Source organism: Mesorhizobium sp. M8A.F.Ca.ET.218.01.1.1 (assembly GCF_004791165.1).
GTDB lineage: Bacteria > Pseudomonadota > Alphaproteobacteria > Rhizobiales > Rhizobiaceae > Mesorhizobium.
Genome location: NZ_SRUZ01000002.1, coordinates 939788 through 958865 on the forward strand (window position 1 = coordinate 939788; position 19078 = coordinate 958865).

At 64.9% G+C, this 19078-nt stretch carries 19 protein-coding genes; 10 read left to right on the forward strand and 9 right to left on the reverse strand.

Annotated elements, in window-relative coordinates; translation table 11 throughout:
• Positions 1 to 10: 10 nt before the first annotated feature.
• Entirely contained in the window at positions 11 to 2062 is a 2052-nt protein-coding gene (locus EN861_RS10895; RefSeq protein WP_127872788.1) for a bifunctional diguanylate cyclase/phosphodiesterase, read from the reverse strand.
• A gap of 307 nt (positions 2063 to 2369) precedes the next feature.
• Here EN861_RS10895 and EN861_RS10900 point away from each other — a divergent pair, with 307 nt between their 5' ends.
• Both EN861_RS10900 and EN861_RS10905 read left to right on the forward strand, forming a co-directional pair.
• Complete coding sequence (locus EN861_RS10900; protein WP_127872787.1) at positions 2370 to 3593, forward strand: argininosuccinate synthase; 1224 nt, start codon at positions 2370 to 2372, stop codon at positions 3591 to 3593.
• 5 nt (positions 3594 to 3598) lie between these two features.
• Positions 3599 to 4120 carry a hypothetical protein gene (locus tag EN861_RS10905; RefSeq protein WP_127280414.1) on the forward strand — a complete coding sequence of 174 codons (522 nt, stop codon included), beginning with the start codon at positions 3599 to 3601 and terminating at the stop codon, positions 4118 to 4120.
• Between the two features lie 48 nt (positions 4121 to 4168).
• Here the strand turns inward: EN861_RS10905 and EN861_RS10910 are convergent, their stop codons facing one another.
• Positions 4169 to 4966, reverse strand: coding sequence for a lytic transglycosylase domain-containing protein (locus tag EN861_RS10910; RefSeq protein ID WP_127872785.1), 798 nt, complete (start codon positions 4964 to 4966; stop codon positions 4169 to 4171).
• 293 nt (positions 4967 to 5259) lie between these two features.
• Between EN861_RS10910 and EN861_RS10915 the strand changes: the two genes are divergently transcribed.
• The 6 genes from EN861_RS10915 (at position 5260) to rpsP (ending at position 10863) form a co-directional block, all read left to right on the forward strand.
• The gene (locus tag EN861_RS10915) at positions 5260 to 6357 is read left to right on the forward strand and encodes a putative zinc-binding metallopeptidase (protein WP_135863469.1); all 1098 of its coding nucleotides are present in this window, start codon (positions 5260 to 5262) and stop codon (positions 6355 to 6357) included.
• A 63-nt stretch (positions 6358 to 6420) separates the two neighbouring features.
• Complete coding sequence (locus EN861_RS10920) at positions 6421 to 7020, forward strand: DUF1236 domain-containing protein (protein WP_127280417.1); 600 nt, start codon at positions 6421 to 6423, stop codon at positions 7018 to 7020.
• Positions 7021 to 7196: 176 nt separating this feature from the next.
• Complete coding sequence (locus EN861_RS10925) at positions 7197 to 8150, forward strand: type II CAAX endopeptidase family protein (protein ID WP_135863471.1); 954 nt, start codon at positions 7197 to 7199, stop codon at positions 8148 to 8150.
• Positions 8151 to 8442: 292 nt separating this feature from the next.
• Positions 8443 to 10047, forward strand: coding sequence for a signal recognition particle protein (ffh, locus tag EN861_RS10930; protein WP_135863473.1), 1605 nt, complete (start codon positions 8443 to 8445; stop codon positions 10045 to 10047).
• Positions 10048 to 10055: 8 nt separating this feature from the next.
• Positions 10056 to 10397, forward strand: coding sequence for a chorismate mutase (locus EN861_RS10935; protein ID WP_127279013.1), 342 nt, complete (start codon positions 10056 to 10058; stop codon positions 10395 to 10397).
• A gap of 64 nt (positions 10398 to 10461) precedes the next feature.
• A complete protein-coding gene (rpsP, locus tag EN861_RS10940) occupies positions 10462 to 10863 on the forward strand; it encodes a 30S ribosomal protein S16 (RefSeq protein ID WP_127279014.1) in 402 nt (133 codons plus the stop codon).
• 76 nt (positions 10864 to 10939) lie between these two features.
• Here rpsP and EN861_RS10945 read toward each other — a convergent pair whose 3' ends face one another.
• The 3 genes from EN861_RS10945 to EN861_RS10955 all read right to left on the reverse strand — a co-directional run bounded on the left by EN861_RS10945 (position 10940) and on the right by EN861_RS10955 (position 12744).
• Positions 10940 to 11203, reverse strand: a complete 264-nt coding sequence (locus EN861_RS10945) for a YMGG-like glycine zipper-containing protein (RefSeq protein ID WP_127279015.1) — start codon at positions 11201 to 11203, stop codon at positions 10940 to 10942.
• A gap of 121 nt (positions 11204 to 11324) precedes the next feature.
• Positions 11325 to 11735 (reverse strand): DoxX family protein, encoded by a 411-nt coding sequence (locus EN861_RS10950; RefSeq protein ID WP_127872781.1) that lies wholly within the window; start codon positions 11733 to 11735, stop codon positions 11325 to 11327.
• A gap of 103 nt (positions 11736 to 11838) precedes the next feature.
• Positions 11839 to 12744 carry a bestrophin family ion channel gene (locus EN861_RS10955; RefSeq protein WP_127279017.1) on the reverse strand — a complete coding sequence of 302 codons (906 nt, stop codon included), beginning with the start codon at positions 12742 to 12744 and terminating at the stop codon, positions 11839 to 11841.
• A gap of 176 nt (positions 12745 to 12920) precedes the next feature.
• Between EN861_RS10955 and EN861_RS10960 the strand changes: the two genes are divergently transcribed.
• Entirely contained in the window at positions 12921 to 13328 is a 408-nt protein-coding gene (locus EN861_RS10960; RefSeq protein WP_135863475.1) for an ACT domain-containing protein, read from the forward strand.
• Between the two features lie 2 nt (positions 13329 to 13330).
• On the opposite strand, the gene EN861_RS10965 is transcribed toward EN861_RS10960, so the two are convergent.
• From EN861_RS10965 to EN861_RS10975, 3 genes are all read right to left on the reverse strand, one after another.
• Positions 13331 to 13783 (reverse strand): GNAT family N-acetyltransferase, encoded by a 453-nt coding sequence (locus tag EN861_RS10965; protein ID WP_135863477.1) that lies wholly within the window; start codon positions 13781 to 13783, stop codon positions 13331 to 13333.
• Between the two features lie 163 nt (positions 13784 to 13946).
• Complete coding sequence (locus EN861_RS10970; RefSeq protein ID WP_127279020.1) at positions 13947 to 14981, reverse strand: aspartate-semialdehyde dehydrogenase; 1035 nt, start codon at positions 14979 to 14981, stop codon at positions 13947 to 13949.
• Positions 14982 to 15088: 107 nt separating this feature from the next.
• The gene (locus tag EN861_RS10975) at positions 15089 to 15277 is read right to left on the reverse strand and encodes a hypothetical protein (protein ID WP_135863479.1); all 189 of its coding nucleotides are present in this window, start codon (positions 15275 to 15277) and stop codon (positions 15089 to 15091) included.
• Between the two features lie 345 nt (positions 15278 to 15622).
• Here EN861_RS10975 and EN861_RS10985 point away from each other — a divergent pair, with 345 nt between their 5' ends.
• The gene (locus tag EN861_RS10985; RefSeq protein WP_135863483.1) at positions 15623 to 17485 is read left to right on the forward strand and encodes a DEAD/DEAH box helicase; all 1863 of its coding nucleotides are present in this window, start codon (positions 15623 to 15625) and stop codon (positions 17483 to 17485) included.
• 32 nt (positions 17486 to 17517) lie between these two features.
• Here the strand turns inward: EN861_RS10985 and EN861_RS10990 are convergent, their stop codons facing one another.
• Positions 17518 to 18957 carry a glycosyltransferase gene (locus EN861_RS10990; protein WP_135863485.1) on the reverse strand — a complete coding sequence of 480 codons (1440 nt, stop codon included), beginning with the start codon at positions 18955 to 18957 and terminating at the stop codon, positions 17518 to 17520.
• Between the last annotated feature and the right edge of the window lie 121 nt (positions 18958 to 19078).

Here is a 19078-nt window from a genome sequence, read left to right on the forward strand (position 1 = left end):
GCGGGGTTTTCTAAGCCGCCGACAGATCGATCTCGGCCAGCGAATGGGCGGCCGCTCCGGTCAGCAAAATCTGGTCGATCGGCTTGGGGCGGCCGAGGAAGTAGCCTTGCGCCTCGTTGCAGCCTTCCACTTGCAGGATGGTGAGCTGGACATGCGTCTCGACACCTTCGGCAAGCACCGGAATGTCGAGGCTGCGCCCCAGTGTCAGCACCGCGCGGATGATCGCCTTGGCCTGCGGGCTGCGCTCGACATCGGCCATGAAGGAACGGTCGAGCTTGATCTTGTCGAACGGAAACGAGCGCAGGGTGTCGAGCGACGAATAGCCGGTGCCGAAATCGTCGATCGCGATCGTCACGCCCAGCGCCTTGATCTGGCGCAGCACGTGCAGCGTGCGGACCTTGTCGGCGACGATCGTCGATTCGGTCAGCTCCAGTTCGAGGCGCCTCGGCGACAGGCCGGTTTCGACCAGGATCTGGTGGACGAGCTTGGCGAGATCGGCATGGGCGAGCTGCACCGGCGACAGGTTGACCGCGATCTTGTGACCCTTGTCCCAGGACGCTGCCTGGCGGCACGCGGTGCGCAGCACCCATTCGCCGATCGCCAGGATCGAGCCATTCTCCTCGGCGATCGGAATGAATTCGGCGGGCGGGATCATGCCATGCACCGGATGGGTCCAGCGCAGCAACGCCTCGTAGCCGCAGGTGGCGCCGGTCGAGACCGAAGTCTGCACCTGGTAGTGGAGCGTGAGTTCGCCACGTTCGATGGCCTGGCGAAGGTCGGTGGCCAGGGCGCGCCGTGCCCGCGCCGTCTCGTCCATGGCCGATTCGTAGAAACAGACGGCCCGCGCCACGTCGTTCTTGGCCCGGTACATGGCCAGATCCGCATTGCTGACCAGCCTCTCCCGGTCGGCCCCGTCACGCGGATAGACGGCGACGCCGATGCTGGCGCCGGTAACGGTCTCGAAATCGTCGAGCAGCAGCGGCTCGAACAGGGACTTCTCCAGGCGTGAAACCAGGCCGAGCAGCTCGTTCTGGTCCTTGAATTGCTTGATGGCGGCGAATTCGTCGCCGCCGAGCCTGGCGACGAACTCGCCGTCGCCGGTCAGTTTCGCCAGCCTGCGGGCGATGATCTTGAGTGCCTGATCGCCGGCCGCATGGCCCCTGAGGTCGTTGATCTCCTTGAAGCGGTCGAGATCGATGACGATGACGGCCGTCATCGCGCCTCCCTCGCGTGCCCGCTCGATCTCATGGTCGAGGCGGTCGTTGAAGGAGACCCGGTTGGCGAGACCTGTCAGCGCATCGTTGAGGGCAAGGTGCTGCAGTCGCTCGAAGCTCTCGAGCCGGCCGCGTTCGTCGATCAGGTAGCTGGCAAAGCCTGTGGCCGCGACGATCAGGCCGACCACGGCGACGGCGACGGCCATCGCTTCGAGGATATCGGGATTGGTGCCCGTGGTGATGAAGGAGAGCGGCGTCACCGCCACCGCGGCCATGGCCGTGAAATGCAGGCCGACGATCGCCAGCACCAGCAATCCGATGCCGAGATAGTGCGACCAGCGATATGGCCGGCGCTCCGCCTGGCCGATCGCCACGGCGGAGAACGCCATCGCGATCAGCAGCGAAGCGACCACATAGCGGGCGTCCCATTCGACGATGCCGGCCACGTGATAGGCGATCATGCCGGTATAGTGCATGGCACAGATTGCCAGCCCGACAAGGCATCCGCCCCATTCCGGCGCCAGGCCGCGGCTTTTGTCGAGGGCAAGACCGAAACCCGCCCCGGTTCCAACCATGGCGATGACCAGGGATATCATGGTGAGCGCCGGATCGAAGGTGATCGGCGCGCCGGGCTGATAGGCCAGCATGGCGATGAAATGCGTACACCAGATCGAAGAGCCGGCCGCGACCGCGGTCAGGAACAGCCAGCCCCGCATCTGCATGCCGACGGTCTTCCTGGCGCGATCCAGGAGACCGATCGTCACCCAGCAGCCGGTGACGCACATCAGCGCGGCCAGCAGGACAAGCCACAGATTATGCTCCGTGACGATGCAGGATATAACGCGCATCGAGGATGACCCAAGCCCGAGGATACCCGCGACGAACGGGCAAAAGCCGCTTCGGCGCCAACATGCGGCCAGGCGGCTCTGTCTTGGTTGTTTAGCGGCTGGGGGTGAAAACTTGATTAAATACGGTATATAAATGCAGCCACTGATTGTAGCAGGTTGTTTCCCCAACCCGTTCGGCTGCCCCGCCATTGGCTGGATCAGAAGGCTGGCGCCGCCTGCGCTTGCTCGCTTTGCGGTTCCTGCTAAAAGGCGCTCCGACAATCCGTGACGCCATTGCCTCAAGCGTCCGCTTTTCGACGGAGCAGAAATGTCCAAGACCAAAGACGTCAAGAAGGTCGTGCTCGCCTATTCCGGCGGCCTCGACACATCCATCATCCTGAAATGGCTGCAGACCGAACTCGGCGCCGAAGTCGTCACCTTCACCGCCGATCTCGGCCAGGGCGGCGAATTGGAGCCGGCGCGCAAGAAGGCCGAGATGATGGGCATCAAGGACATCCGCATCGTCGACGTGCGCGAGGAATTCGTCGCCGACTTCGTCTTCCCGATGTTCCGCGCCAACACCGTCTACGAAGGCACCTATCTCTTGGGAACCTCGATCGCGCGGCCGCTGATCTCCAAGCACCTGGTCGACATCGCCAGGGAGACCGGCGCCGACGCCATCGCGCATGGCGCCACCGGCAAGGGCAACGACCAGGTCCGCTTCGAGCTTTCGGCCTATGCGCTCAACCCCGACATCAAGGTGATCGCGCCATGGCGCGACTGGTCGTTCAAGTCGCGCACCGACCTGATCAACTTCGCCGAACAGCATCAGATTCCCGTGGCCAAGGACAAGCGCGGCGACGCGCCGTTCTCGGTCGACGCCAATCTTCTGCACTCCTCTTCCGAAGGCAAGGTGCTGGAAGATCCATGGAGCGAGCCGCCGGAATTCGTCCACCAGCGCACCGTGTCGCCGATGGACGCCCCGGACGCCGTCACCGAGATCGAAATCGAGTTCCTCAAGGGCGATCCGGTCGCGCTCAACGGCAAGAAGCTGTCGCCGGCCACCATGCTGGCCGCCCTCAACGATCTCGGCCGCGACAATGGCATCGGCCGGCTCGACCTGGTCGAGAACCGTTTCGTCGGCATGAAATCGCGGGGCGTGTATGAAACGCCCGGCGGCGCCATCCTGATCGTGGCCCATCGCGCCATCGAATCGATTACGCTCGACCGGGGTGCGGCGCACCTCAAGGACGAGTTCATGCCGCGCTACGCGGAACTCATCTACAACGGCTTCTGGTTCTCGCCCGAGCGTCTGATGCTGCAGGCGATGATCGACAAGAGCCAGGAAGACGTCGAAGGCACGGTGCGGCTGAAGCTCTACAAGGGCAACGTCATGGTCACCGGCCGCAAGTCGAAGAAGACGCTCTATTCCGACGCGCTGGTCACCTTCGAGGACGACCGTGGCGCCTACGACCAGAAGGACGCCGCCGGCTTCATCCGCCTCAACGCGCTGAGGCTGCGGACTTTGGCCGCGCGCAACCGCAACAGCTAGACGGAATGCGCTGTCCCGGCCGATGCCTGGTGCCGCTGGTCCTTCTGGCGGCCCCAGCCATGGCCGGGGATTTCGACCCTGGCCCGCTCGACCTTGCCGCGCTGATCGAGTGCCGGGTCGACGTGCCCAGCTACAACGGCTTTGCCCTCTGGCTGGCAGGCGAGCCCAGCGTGGCGGACACGCTCGGCTGGAAAGAAGTTCCGTCAGGCAATCCGTTCCTGCGCCAATACAGCTTGCCCGCCCCGGTCCACGTCTTCGGGCGCGAGACCGGAGCGATCGTCTTTACCGCGACGGGCCCGATGGCGGTGCTTGACGGCATCGCCGCACCGGACCTCGCCCGCCAGCTCGACGTCCCGGCGACGGTCTCGACGCCGGGCAAATTCCTCGGCGAGAAGGTCGTGGCCGAAAACACCGAGCAAGCCGGCGGCGTGAGCCTTGTCACGCGCGTCACGCTCAACGTCTCGACGGTCGAGTCCCATCCCGGCAAGGCGCTGGCCGGCTGCTCCTATGCGCTCGACGTGAAATGAAAAACCCGGCGCGGAGGCCGGGTTCTTCGTTCAATACCGTATGTTCGATCAGTTGGCATCGATCGCGTCGGCGATGCGGGCGATGGCTTGCTGATAGACGTTTGCCGAATTCCAGCCGGCAATCGCGCCCATATTGGCGCTCGCGCTCGCGCCGGCCCGCCAGCCATGACCCTTGAGGTAGTTGGCGGTGGAAGCCAGCGCGGTGGCCTTGTCGCGCAGGTTTCCGTTGCCGACCGCATATTTCAAGACATTTCCGGGCAGGAACTGCGTGTGGCCGACCTCGCCATGCATGGCGCCGACCGACGACGAGGTCAACGCGCCGCGGTCAACCAGCTTCAGGGCCGCGATGGCATGCGGGTGGAAATAGTCCGGACGGCGGCAATCATAGGCAAGCGTCAAAATCGCTGAGACCGTGTTCTGGTTGCCCATCGAGGCACCGAAGCCGGTTTCCATGCCCCAGATGGCGAGCAACACGCCCGGCGACACGCCGTAATTGGCTTCGATCTGGTTGAACAGCGCCGCGTTCGACTTCTTCAGCGAACGGCCCTTGGAAATGATCGCCGACCCGCCACGGCGTTTCATGAAATCGTCCACCGAGCCGCTGAAAGCCTTGTGGATGGCGCGGTCCGCGGAGATCGTCCTCGTTGCGTAGGTCGCGCCCGCCAGAGCGGCCAGGCCCCTCGACCCGACACCCTCGGACTTGGCCTCGGCGGCGAAATCCTGCTTCCAGGCGTCGAAGCCGGCGCCGGTCTTGCCGCAACTGGCCGCCGCCTGCGCGCCCGTTGCCAGCCCCAGCACCGCCACCATTGCGGCCGCTAAAATCCTACCCTTGGCAAGAAATGCCATGTTGTTCTCCTGATTGCCTGATTCACGTCCCGATTGCGAATTTGCCAGCGAAACGCGCATTTGTCACCGTCTGTGGCGCGATGCTGGCGAATGCCGGGGAATTTGCCTACGATCAAGTGATTATTATGGCGAGGCCAGGCATGAGAGACGATGCCGGCCGTGGACAGCATCGGCGGGGCGGCCGGACCGGCGAAGCGAAATAGTCTCGATGGAGTGCGGAACGCCGGCCGGTGGTTCGCGTTTGGGCACGGGCCGCCATGCATCCTATGCCTTCCTGATGAATTGAGACCGACATGAAACTTTTCGACTGCCCGCATTGCGGCCACCGTCTCTATTTCGAGAACGCCCAATGCCTGAACTGCCGCAGTCTCGTGCTCTACGATCCCGAGGGCGCGCACTTTGTCTTGTCCGGCGTCGATGGCGCCATCCAGTGCACCAACGCCGACGAATGCGCCTGCAACTGGATGGCCGAGCCGGGGCAGGTCTTCTGCCGTGCCTGCGTGCTGAACCAGCTGATCCCCGACCTCTCCGTCGACGGCAACCGCCGCCGCTGGATCCGTGTCGAGGCGGCGAAGAAGCGCGCCATCTATTCGCTGCTCGCCTTCGGCCTGCCGGTCGCGCCCAAGCAGAGCCCGACGGACGAAATCGGGCTGGCCTTCGACTTCCTCGCCGATCCGATCGGTGGCGGCCCGGGCGGCGAACGGATTCTCACCGGCCACGACAACGGCCTGATCACGCTGAACGTCGCGGAGGCCGATTCAGCCGAGCGTGAAAAACGTCGCATCGAGATGGGCGAGAACTACCGCACCCTGCTCGGCCATTTCCGCCACGAGCTCGGCCATTATTACTGGGACCGCCTGATCCGCGACGATCCGCAAGGGCTGGAGGCCTTTCGCGCTTTGTTCGGCGACGAACGCGCCGACTACGAACAGGCGCTGAAGGCTTACTACGCCAACGGCGCCGCGCCCGACTGGCAGCAAAACCACATCTCGGCCTACGCCACCTCGCACCCATGGGAGGACTGGGCCGAGACCTGGGCCCACCACCTGCATATCACCGACACGCTGGAGATGGTCCATGCCCTGAACTTCCCGCTCGGCCGGCTGGAAACGGTGGAGGCGAACGAACTGTCACGGGGCGACACCGGCGGTGAACTGCAGCCAGCGCCTTCGGAGCCTGCAAACACGCCCGAGCCTTTCGACAGGATCCTTGTCCGCTGGCTGGTGCTGTCGGAAGCCTCCAATTCGATCAACCGCTGCATGGGCCTGCCCGATCTCTACCCCTTCGTCATTTCGGACGTGACGGCGCAAAAACTGGCCTTTGTTCACGACCTTGTGACCGATTTGCCGAAAGGCGCGGGAACAAATCGTGAGTTGGCTCGCGCACTTTAGCCGGAACGCATGCGCCGCTGCCCCGTTTTCACAGCCGAGGGGTCACGAAAACGGAGAGTACCCATGAAATCCTTATTGTTTCCCGCAATAGCCGGGATGCTGACCGCAATGTCTGGCGCCGCATTGGCCGATACCGCTGTCTCGGCGGTCACCGATCTCAATGTGCGCGCCGGTCCGGGTCCGCAATATCCGGTGATCGGCGTGCTCGCCGCGGGCCAGTCGGCGACGCTCAACGGCTGCATCGAAAACAGCAAATGGTGCACCATCGCCGAAGCCGGCGGCCAGGGCTGGGTTTATTCCGACTACGTCACCGCCGATTTCGGCGGCAGCCGTGTGGTGCTAACGCAGCGCCGCTCCGCTGTCGCCGTCGTCTCGCCGCCGGAGGACATCGGCAACTACTCCACCGACTATACCGGCGCGATCATTTCCAGTGATCCTGTCGTAGGCGAGTTCCCCGCGCCGCCGGCCGCGGTGCGGACCTATGTCGACACCCACCGGCTGGACCCCGTCTATCTCGACGGCGAGGTGGTCACCGGCGCGACCCTGCCAGACACGGTCGAGCTGCGCGAAATTCCTGACTACAACTACCGTTATGTCTATGTGAACGGCCAGCGCGCGCTGATCGATCCGCAGACACGGCGCATCATGTACGTGGTGCGTTGATAGACGCCGGCGGTCGCCGTCGCGGCCGCTGGCGACACCTGGGTTGGCGATCGGGGCAAGCCGGCCAGCGCCGGGTGCCGCGGCCGCCGGTTTGCGCCTGTCCCCGCTGATATCGATTCCGATTCCCGAGGCCATCGGCTAGATCAAGCAGCTATGGATTGGGATCGAGGACAAGCGTGACAATCGACGACACCGCCTTCGAGCGCTATCGCAACACCCCGAACGCCAGGACGACCTTGCCACGCCTGTTGCTGGGAACGCTGATCGTCGTCCTGTTCTGGGGCGCCACGACCGCGGCGGTGCTGTTCGGCGGCAGCCATGTTTACTTCGCCTGGCAGGCGGCGGCTTCGCCATACGGCATGGAGGGTTTCCTTGCCTCGCCCATCGGCATCCTCAGCGCGCTCACCTCTTTCGGCGGGATCTGGATCGGCCTGTGGATCGCCATGCGCTGGATGCATGGCGAGCCGCTGTCGGCCCTCCTCGGCGCCAGCCGCCGCGCATCGCGGCCCGACTTCCTCAAGGGGCTGATCGCGGTGCTGATCACCTCGGCTTTGTCCGAAATCCTGCTCTATCTGCTGGAGCCGGGGATCGCTCGCGGCACGATCAGCCTGTCGTCCTGGCTGTTGTTCGCGATCCCGATCGTCGCGCTCGTCTTGCTGCAGACCTCGTCCGAAGAGGTGCTGTTTCGTGGCTACCTGCTGCGCGGCCTGGCCAACCGGTTCCGCAACCCTTTCATCTGGGGGCTGCTGCCCGGCCTGCTGTTCACCTCGCTGCACTGGAGCGGCGGCTCCTCGGCCGCCATCAACGCCTGCGTCCTGGTCTCGATCGCCGCTTTCGCGCTGCTTCTGACGCTCGTGGTCTATGCCACCGGCAATCTCGGCGCGGCACTTGGCGTTCATCTCGGCAACAACCTGACCGGCTTCCTGCTGATCTCGCATCAGGAGAGCTACAATTCCTTCGCCTTGTTCACCGCCAAGCCGCTCGAAGGGCCGGGCTGGATGATGTCGGATGCCATTCTCATTGCCCTCATCGGCATCGCCTGCAGCCTGCTGACGATTGTCTTGCTGCTGCATCCGCGCTCGCCGCTGAGGGTTACGGCCGAGGTTACGGACGGCGCGGGTGCGGCCTGATCGCGGCCCGGGAAACGGCGTGACGCGGGCCTTGCCTTGACTCTCGCGCCGATTTCCTGTCTACAGCCCCCGAATTCCGCGACGAGTATCCCTCCGAGCAAGCCGACCAGGACGCCGAAGCCTCTTTGAGGCCAAGTGCTGTAAACAGATCCTGGAGGCCAACACCCGGCAGCGCTGTGCGCCCCCGGGTGCTTTTTGGTTTTGGGCTTTTGCTTGGACTGGCTTTTGCTTGGAGACTGGGCGCGAACGCATTACCTCTCGGATCGAATGAACCGGGATCGAAGGAAGCAAGATGTTTGAATCGCTGCAGGAGCGCCTTGGCTCCATCCTGAACGGCCTGACCGGCCGCGGCGCGCTGTCGGAGGCTGATGTCTCGGCGGCGTTGCGCGAGGTGCGCCGTGCGCTGCTCGAGGCCGACGTGGCGCTGGAAGTGGTCCGCTCCTTCACCGACAAGGTGCGCGAGAAGGCCGTCGGCGCGGCGGTGCTCAAGTCGATCAAGCCGGGACAGATGGTCGTCAAGATCGTCCATGACGAGCTGATCGACATGCTCGGCGCCGAGGGCGTCGCCGTCGATCTCAACGCGCCGGCGCCGGTCGTCGTCATGATGGTCGGCCTGCAGGGCTCCGGCAAGACGACGACTTCGGCCAAGATCGCCAAGCGCCTGACCGAGCGGCAGAACAAGAAGGTCCTGATGGCCTCGCTCGACACGCGGCGCCCCGCCGCGCAGGAGCAGCTGCGCCAGCTCGGCGAGCAGGTCAAGGTCGCGACGCTGCCTGTGATATCAGGCCAGAACCCGGTCGATATCGCCAAGCGCGCCGTGCAGGCGGCCAAGCTCGGCGGCCATGACGTCGTCATCCTCGACACCGCCGGCCGCACCCATATCGACGAGCCGCTGATGGTCGAGATGGCCGACATCAAGAAGGTGTCGAGCCCGCACGAAATCCTGCTGGTCGCCGACTCCCTGACCGGCCAGGACGCCGTCAACCTGGCGAAAAGCTTCGACGAGCGCGTCGGCATCACCGGCCTGGTGCTGACCCGCATGGACGGTGACGGCCGTGGCGGCGCCGCGCTTTCGATGCGCGCCGTCACCGGCAAGCCGATCAAGCTGATCGGCACCGGCGAAAAGATGGACGGGCTGGAGGAATTCCACCCCAAGCGCATCGCCGACCGCATCCTGGGCATGGGCGACATCGTCTCGCTCGTCGAGAAGGCGGCGGAAAACATCGACGCCGAGCAGGCGGCGGCGATGGCCAAGAAAATGCAGTCGGGCAAGTTCGACCTGAACGATCTAGCCCAGCAGCTTCAGCAGATGTCGAAAATGGGCGGCATGGGCGGCATCATGGGCATGATGCCCGGCATGGGCAAGATGAAGGACCAGATGGCCGCGGCCGGCCTCGACGACAAGATGTTCGGCCGCCAGCTCGCCATCATCTCCTCGATGACCAAGGCCGAGCGCGCCAATCCCGACATGCTGAAACACTCGCGCAAGAAGCGCATCGCCGCCGGCTCCGGCACCGATGCCGCCGAGATCAACAAGCTGCTCAAGATGCATCGCGGCATGGCCGACATGATGAAGGCGATGGGCGGCAAGGGCAAAGGCGGCGGCTTGATGCGCGGCATGATGGGCGGTCTTGCCTCCAAGATGGGCCTCGGCGGCATGATGCCTGGTGGCATGGGCGGCATGATGGGCGGCGGCATGCCCGATCTGTCGAAGATGGACCCCAAGCAGCTCGAAGCCTTGCAGAAGCAGGCGCAGGCCGCCGGCCTCGGCGGCATGAAGGGCTTGCCCGCCCCGGGCGGCGCTGGCCTGCCGGGCTTGCCCGGCGGCATGAAACTTCCGGGGCTGCCCGGCCTTGGCGGCGGTGGCGGTCTGCCGGGTCTGGGCAAGAAGAAGTGAGGACAAGGATGAACGAAGAAAAGGACATGGCCGACGCCCGCATCATCCTGGCCGGCTACCGCGCCTCGATCGACAACATCGATGCAGCCCTCATCCATATGCTGGCCGAGCGCTTCCGCTGCACCAAGGCGGTCGGCGTGCTCAAGGCCGAGCATGGCCTGCCGCCAGCCGACCCGGCGCGCGAGCAGCAGCAGATCGCGCGTCTCCGCCAGCTGGCGCATGACGCGCATCTCGACCCCGATTTCGCGGAGAAATTCCTCAACTTCGTCGTCCGCGAAGTGATCCGCCACCACGAACAGATCGCCGCTTCGAGCAGCGGCGGGTCAAAAAACTCGCTGCCAACGGCGTGACGAAAACCGGCTGATGACCAGCCTCGATTAATCAACGAAATCAGAGCTTTTAGGAGAAAAGAAAATGGCACTGAAGATCCGACTGGCCCGTGCGGGCTCGAAGAAGCGTCCTTACTACCACGTCGTCGTCGCCGACGCCCGTTCGCCCCGCGACGGCCGGTTCATCGAGTCGCTCGGCTCGTGGAACCCGCTGCTGCCGAAGGACGGCGAGCGCATCAAGGTCGACGCCGACCGCGTCAAGCATTGGCTGTCGCACGGCGCCCAGCCGACCGACCGCGTGCTGCGCTTCCTCGACGAAGCCGGCCTTGCCAAGCGCGAAGCCCGCTCCAACCCGAAGAAGGCCGAGCCCGGCAAGAAGGCGCAGGAACGCGCCGCGCTGCTGAAGAAGGCCCAGGAAGACGCCGCTGCCGCCGTCGCCGCGGCCACTGCCGCACCGGCCGAAGCGGAAGCCGCCACGGCGGAATAATCGCTTCCTATTCCTTGCGGGAACAGAACGGCGGGCCTGTGCCCGCCGTTTTGCTGTGTTCAATCTTGGTCGCCGATCAATAGCCGCTTGGGCAGCGATCGACATAGGTGCGACCGTAGCGGTCGCGGTACCGGCATTGGCCGCTTTCGCTGGCATGGCCGATCAGCGCCCCGGCCACCGCGCCGACAGCGCCGCCGACGACTGCGCCCTGCACCGGGTCACCAGCCACCGCTGCGCCGACCGCTGCACCGCCAAGGCCGCCGACTGCCGCGCCTTTCTCCGTTTGCGAACAGGCGCCGAGCGCCGTCGTCAGCACCAGAATGGTCAGGATTTTCTTCATTGTCGTTCCTCTCACATGCGGGTCGCCGTCTCGCCGCCAAGGGCTTAACTCTCGGGCGGCTAATTTGATCCCGAGAGAATCAAGATCGCCACGGCAGCCAGCAGCGGGTGGCGCGGAACTGCTATCGGCTGAGCGGGATCACAGCGCGCACCCTGGGATCGCGCAGATAGAGGCCGCCCCACAGGATGATGCCGAGATAAACGCCGAACAGCGTGTGCGAAAACAGCGGATTGCCGATACGCGCATTGGTGGCGATGGCGCCGCCCATATAGGCGGTGAGCAGGATGGCGCCGAGCACGGAGGTGCGCGGCAGTGCGTAGAGCGCGGTCGAGACCAGGCCGATAACACCCAGCATGCGCGCGACGTTGGCGTCGGCCGGCCAGCCGAGCGGCACCATCGTCTGGGTGACGATATCGAGCGGCGGCAGCTTGATGGCGCCGTCGAAGATCATGAACAGGACGATGAGGCCGCTGAGCACGCGGCCGGTCCACAAGGCGCCGGACGAGACGGGCGCGATTTCGGAAATGCTCATTGGTTTCCCTCCGGTTGGTTAGCCCCTTTTCAGCGGGGTCGAACCAAGGACGTGCCGTGAGGCGTCGGTCCGACAAGTGTCCGGATTCTTTGACGATGCGGCCCTACGAGAAGTAAAACTTTTCGGCCGGCAGCATCTTTGGCGGCGTTTCGCCCAGGGCCTCGAACACAGAGATTTCACAGACCCGGCACAGGCCGTCGAGCGCGAGGTCGTTGGCTTCGGTGCCGAACGGATCCTCGAGTTCTTCCGAAAGCGCGTCGAGGCCGAAGAAGGTGTAGGCGATCAGCGCGGTGAACAATGGCGTCGCCCAGCCGGTGGTCGAGATCAGGCCGATCGGCAACAGCAGGCACACGATGTAGGCCGTGCGGTGCACCAGCAGCGTGTAGGCGAAGGGCAAGGGCGTGCCGGCGATCCGCTCGCAGCCGGCCTGGATGGCGGTGATTGATGCCAGCCTCTCATCCAGGATGCGGAAACCGATCGTGTCGAACTCGCCAATCTGGCGCTGCGCATTGGCGCGGCGGCCCATGCGCCTGACCATCTCGTCCGCCGGATTGGCGAAACGCGCCGCCGTCTCGGCTTCTGCCTCGATGAAGGCACGGACGTCCTTGACGCTGTCGATCCTGCGCAACTGGCCGCGCAGGAAATGACAGAAGGCCAGCGCCTCCATCAGCAGGGCGCGTTGCTCGGTCCGATCGGGGATGAGGCTGGTCGTGGCGCGGGCGAGATTACGGATTTCGAAGACCAGCGCGCCCCACAGCTTGCGCGCCTCCCACCAGCGGTCATAGGCGGCGTTGTTGCGAAACGACAGATAGATCGACAAGGTGACGCCGACCAAGCCGAAAGGCGTGATGTTGAAGACGCCGAGATCGAGCTGGAACCAGCGCGCCACGACGAGGATGATCACCGAATAGATCGCGAAGCCGAAAATCTGCGGCAGGATGCGTGGCACCACCGAGCCGCGCATGATGAAGAACAGCTGCAGGAAGGTGGGGCGCGGACGAACGATCATTCGGAGCCTTTCACGGACCGGCGTCGGCCCTCAGATCCTCTATTGTGCGATGCGCCAGATGCGCAAGCGCAGCCGCCAACGACATCGCCATGTCGTCCACACGGTGTGCGGACTACCGGTGTGTGCTGGTTGCGGATATTGAGAAGCCTGCGGCCGTCCCGATACAGGCGAGAAAAATGACCGGCGAGACCGATCTGAGGACTTTGTTGGCGTCGATGGCGCCGGAATTGCTTGATGGCACCTATGTCTTTGCCAGGCTGGAGCCCGGCGTTCCGCGGCCCGAAGGCCTGGAGCCGGTGATGGTGTTTCGCGAGCGCGAAGGCACGACCCTGATCGTGACCGAGGAAGCCGCGCAGACGATGGGGCTGGCGGCCTCGTTCCGCTGCCGGATGATCACACTGAACATCCACTCCTCGCTGGAAGCGGTCGGCTTCCTTGCCGCCATCACCGCGCGCCTCGCCGCCGCCGGCATGGGCGTCAATCCGGTCTCGGCTTTTTATCACGACCATCTGTTCGTGCCGGCCGAGCGGGCGGAAGAGGCGATGGCATTGTTGCTAAGGCTGGCGGAGGACAGCGCGACCTGAAATCAGCGCCTGCGGACATAAAGAATGTCCGGCAGCCCTTCCTCGTTGGTCGTGCCATCGCCGAACGCCTTCGCCTGGAACCCATGACGCTCATAGAACCGCCGGGCGCCGGTATTGGCCTGGAAGCAATGGAGTTTGACTTGAGGCAGCGCGGCGGTCGCGTCCATCAGCAGCCGGCTGCCGATGCCTTGCCCGGTCGATGCCGGGTCGAGATAGAGCTGTTCCACCCAATCGCCGATGACGGCGATGAAGCCGACAATGTCGGCGCCGTCCTCAGCGACCGTGACCTGCTGGTTGGGCAACACGATATCGCGGATGAAGAAAAGGTCTTCCTCCGGTGTGTGCAACACTGGCATCCAGTCGAACGCGTTGAGCGACGCGCGCATGGTCTTGGCGATGGCGGCGGCATCGGAAGCGGTGGCCGCTCGCAGCAAGACTTCAGGAAAATTGGACATCCCGGCCCGGCCCCTCATCCGCCCTTCGGGCACCTTCTCCCCGTGAACGGGGAGAAGGGAGCTAACGGCCGAACGCTGAGCCCGCGACCGCGGGCCGCCGGTTGTCCGGCGCCCTCGCGGAGGGCCAGCCGCGGCAGCGGCGGTGCGGCCCGTGAGCGAAAAATTATGCCGCCTTCTTCTTCGGCTGGATCAGGCCGCGCTCGACCAGCAGCTCGGCGATCTGCACCGCGTTCAACGCCGCGCCCTTGCGCAGATTGTCGGAGACGATCCACATCGACAAGCCGTTGTCGATGGTCGAATCCTCGCGGATGCGCGAGATGAAGGTGGCGTCCTCGCCGGCCGATTCCAGCGGCGTGATGTAGCCGCCGTCCTCGCGCTTGTCCAAGACCTGGCAGCCCGGCGCCTCGCGCAGGATGTCGCGCGCCTCGTCGGCGGTGATCGGCTTTTCGAACTCGATGTTGACCGCTTCCGAATGGCCGATGAACACCGGCACGCGCACGCAGGTCGCCGTCAGCTTGATCTTGGGGTCGAGCATCTTCTTGGTCTCGGCGACCATCTTCCATTCTTCCTTGGTGGAACCGTCGTCGAGGAAGACGTCGATATGCGGAATGACGTTGAAGGCGATGCGCTTGGTGAACTTCTTGACGTCGACCTGGTCGGCGACGAACACCGCGCGTGTCTGCGTGAACAGTTCGTCCATGCCTTCCTTGCCGGCGCCCGACACCGACTGGTAGGTGGCGACGACGACGCGCTTGATGGTGGCGGCGTCATGCAGCGGCTTCAGCGCCACGACTAGCTGCGCCGTCGAGCAGTTCGGGTTGGCGATGATGTTCTTGCGCGTGAACAGCGAGATCGCGTCCGGATTCACTTCCGGCACGATCAGCGGCACGTCCTGGTCGTAGCGGAAGGCCGACGAATTATCGATGACGACGCAGCCCTGCTTGCCGATCTTCGGCGACCATTCCTTGGAGACGTTGCCGCCGGCCGACATGATACAGATGTCCGTGTCGGAAAAATCATACTGGTCGAGCGGCCTGACCTTCAGCGTGCGGTCACCGAACGACACTTCCGTGCCCATGCTTCGCCGCGAGGCCAGCGCCACGACTTCGCTGACCGGAAAGCCGCGCTCTTCCAGTATGTTGAGCATTTCCCGGCCCACATTGCCCGTGGCGCCGACGACTGCAACCTTGAAACTCATAGAAATCTCCTGTCCCTCTCCGCTTGGTTTTTGGAGAAAACCCGCCGGCCAAGTGCGGGTTCCGTCCCCCGGGCCGGACCCGGGAGAGGGTGGTTAGGCCAAGGGAATCACACCGTTTTGGTGGTGGTTTTTTTGGCCATGGTTTTGCTGGAACGAGCGGACGCGCCGACACGCCCGGCCCAATGGTTCACATTGAGGCTGGGGGCATCGAATGCAAGATGAGCCATCAAAAGGCCGCGCATCGAAAAACGATCCCGTTCGAAGCGGGCTTTTACGCGGTTTCGATAAAGAGTCAATTGGCGCGCCCTTCCTTCTCCCCGTCACTATACAGGGTGAAGGTGCCCGAAGGGCGGATGAGGGGCGGCGCTGACGTTGGCAGATAGCTCGTCCGGAGTGAGCCTCCTCGCCTTACTTATCAGCATTCGCGCCGCCCCTCACCTGCCTGCCGGCATCCTCTCCCCGTATAGTGACGGGGAGAGGGGCGCTCCCGCCAGCGGTTTCGCCAATCGCCGTGCTACGCAGCACCCTGTACAAGAAGGGCGGCAGGAAGTACGAACGGCCAAGATTGTTCGGCTGGCGCGGCGCCAGCCCCGTCATGTGCTCCATGATGAGCGCAGAACCCTGAATTCCGAAAGAACGAGATGTCCAACTTCGATGGTATTGTTCCCGCGCTGGCCCAAGCGCTGGAAAAACGCGGCTATTCCGACCTGACGCCGGTGCAGAAGGCGGTACTGGAACTCGGCCAGGCCGACGCGCTGGTGTCGGCCCAGACCGGCTCGGGCAAGACCGTGGCCTTCGGCCTTGCCATGGCGCCCACGCTGCTCGACGGCGCGGAACGTTTCGGCCCGGCCGCGGCGCCGCTGGCATTGGCGGTGGCGCCGACGCGCGAGCTGGCGCTGCAGGTGACGCGCGAGCTCGAATGGCTCTACGAGCCGACCGGCGCCACGGTGGCGTCCTGCGTCGGCGGCATGGACATGCGCACCGAACGGCGCGCGCTGGAGCGCGGCGCCCATATCGTCGTCGGTACGCCCGGCAGGCTGCGCGACCACATCACCCGCAATTCGCTCGACATGTCGACGCTCAAGGCCGTGGTTCTCGACGAGGCCGACGAGATGCTCGATCTTGGCTTTCGCGAAGACCTCGAATTCATCCTCGACGCCGCGCCGGCCGACCGTCGCACGCTGATGTTCTCGGCCACCGTGCCTCGCTCCATCGCCACGCTCGCCCAGGGCTATCAGCGCGATGCCGTACGCATCTCGGCCGCCGGCGAGGAAAAGCAGCATCTCGACATCGAGTACCGGGCGCTGAATGTCGCCCAGGCCGACCGCGAGAACGCCATCATCAACGTTCTGCGCTTCTATGAAGCCAAGAACGCGCTGGTGTTCTGCAACACGCGCGCCGCCGTCAACCATCTGACCGCGCGCTTCAACAACCGCAATTTTTCGGTCGTGGCGCTTTCGGGCGAGCTCAGCCAGAACGAACGCAGCCACGCGCTGCAGGCGATGCGCGACGGCCGCGCCAAAGTCTGCATCGCCACTGATGTCGCGGCGCGCGGCATCGACCTGCCCAACCTCGAGCTGGTGATTCACGCCGACCTGCCGACCAATCCGGAAACGCTCCTGCACCGCAGCGGCCGCACCGGGCGTGCCGGGCGCAAGGGCGTCAGCGCACTGATTGTGCCGGGCAGCGCCCGCAGGCGCACCGAGCGGCTGCTGCAAAGCGCCAAGCTGACGGCGACATGGGCGAGCCCGCCCTCGGCCGACGACGTGATGCGGCGCGACGACGAGCGCATCCTTGCCGATCCGGCTTTCGACGAACCGGTGAAGGATGACGAGCGTGCATTCATCGACGCGCTGCTCGCCAGGCACGGTGCCGAACAGGTGGCGGCCGCTTTCGTGCGCCAGTGCCGCTCCAGCCGCTCGGCGCCCGAGGACCTCATGGACGTCGCGCCGTTCACACCTTCGCGCGAAAGGCTGGCGGGCGAGAAGTTCGCGCACCGCGACGAGACGCCCAGCCGCCGCGACGATTTCGGCGCCAGCGTCTGGTTCTCGCTCTCGGTGGGACGCCGGCAGAATGCCGAGCCGCGCTGGTTGATCCCGATGCTGTGCCGTGCCGGCAGCATCTCGAAGCGCGAGATCGGCGCCATCAAGATGCAGCCGGAAGAGACGTTCGTGCAGATCGCCGCCGACTGGGCGGACCGGTTCGTGGCGGCAATCGGCCCCGACCGCAAATTGCAGGGCACCATCCTGGTGAAGCGGCTGGACGGAACGCCGGACCTGTCGCGGGCCGGCTATCAGCCGCCGAGCCCGGACAAGAAGCCGCATCGCGGCAAGGCGCCGTTCGATCCGAACGCGCCGAAGCGCAAATTCGACAAGCGTGCTCCGGTCGACCAGCGCCCGGCCGCCGCGCATGAGGCAAAGCCGTGGGCGAAAAAACCCAACAAGCCGAAATTCGAAAATACCGGCGCGCCGAAGCACAAGAAGACGAAGAAGCGTCCGTCGTAAGACCGACGCGAAAGCGGGCCGCGGATTTTGCGTCAGGCCGTCTCGGAATGCTGGCGGGCCGCGCTCTCCTTCAGGCCGGCCTTGATGGCGGCCCAGCTTGCCGATGCCGGCGTCGGCCGGTGGTTTTGGGCGATGCGCCCCGCCAGTGCGGATCGCCAGGCATGGTCTTCCGCCATTTTGCGGATCGCAGCGTACCAGCCGGCCTGGTCGTCGGGGTCGATCGCCGGCATCATTCCGCCGGTCGCCTCGATCAGTGACGGCGCGGTCGAGACGATGACCGGAACGCCGAAATCGAGACATTCCGAAGCGCCGTAGCCCCAGCCCTCTATATGCGAGGGAAAGACGCCGAAAGCGGCGCTGCGATAATAGCCGATGAGCTCCTCGTCGCTGACCAGCCCGGTGAATGTGACCGACTGGAGCAGCTCGGGATGCGCCGCGAGATAGGCGCGCAGCGGCTCGATCATCCATCCCCAGCGCCCGGCGCAGACAAGCCGCGGCAGTTTTACGCCTTCTTCCAGTGCCTGCTGCCAGATCCGCGCCAGCAATATGTGGTTCTTGCGCACTTCGATGGTCGAACAATAGATGACGAACGGTTCGCCGGTCTCGATGCGCGAGGTCGCGCCCATGCGCGAAGCGGTTTCGTGCAGGATCGAAGGCATCGGAAAGCGGTACACCACAGGCGCGGAGACGCCGGCCTTGCGCATGTGATCGGTCAGAGTCGCGCCAACCTCGTCGGAAGCGCAGAACGCCGGCGCGCCGCTGCGCACCAGCTGTTCGAGATAAGAGCCGAAACGGGTTTCGCCGATGCCCGAACCGACCAGGTCCGGGCGCAGCGCCGGGATGAGATCATGGCAAAGCAAGGCAAGCTTGCCGGCGGCGCTTGAAACCGCGGAGCGGTCTTGCTGGGTCAGGACGTGATGGCTGATCAGCACGAGGCCCGGCTCCGCCTCGGTGCTCCGGCCCGGAGCATCGGGCTCCACGCACAGCCGGATCCGCGCCCGCTGGTACAGGCGATAGGCGCGGATCAGCAGCTGCGTCGCCTGGTAGGCAGCCCCTTTGCGGCCGCTTGTCACCGTCTTGGCAAGATGGCGGTCCGTCTCGCGCTTGTGCCATGGCTGTTGCCTCACCGCAGCCAAAGCCTGCGACAGGGCCGTGCGTCTTCCCGGCCACTGTTTGGCGCGGTGCGGTGAAATCCGGCCCGTCGCGACGTGATCCAGTTCATAGGGGGCAAGCGGCCGAAACTTGCCCTCGTTCGGCCTGAACGCCACCACCTCCACGCAAGGATCGGGATCCGCCAGCGCCGCGTTGACGAGAAAGCTCTCCACGCGCGGAATGCCCGCCAGGCCCTTGCCGGCCGGCCACAACATCAGCCCGGTGACGTCGATGGCCAATGTGGGGGAGGCCGATGTCGAAGGCGTCGCGGTCTTACCGTCCTCGATCACAGCGCCGGCATCGGAACGTTCGACTGTCATTGTCTGCTTTGGCGAAACGGTTGCACTCGATGTCTTATGCTTCATTTGCCGGGGAAGCGGTAGCCTGGGAACACGGCTTGCCCCCAGGCTCAGCCCTGTGCCACACCTTCACTGGGACGCG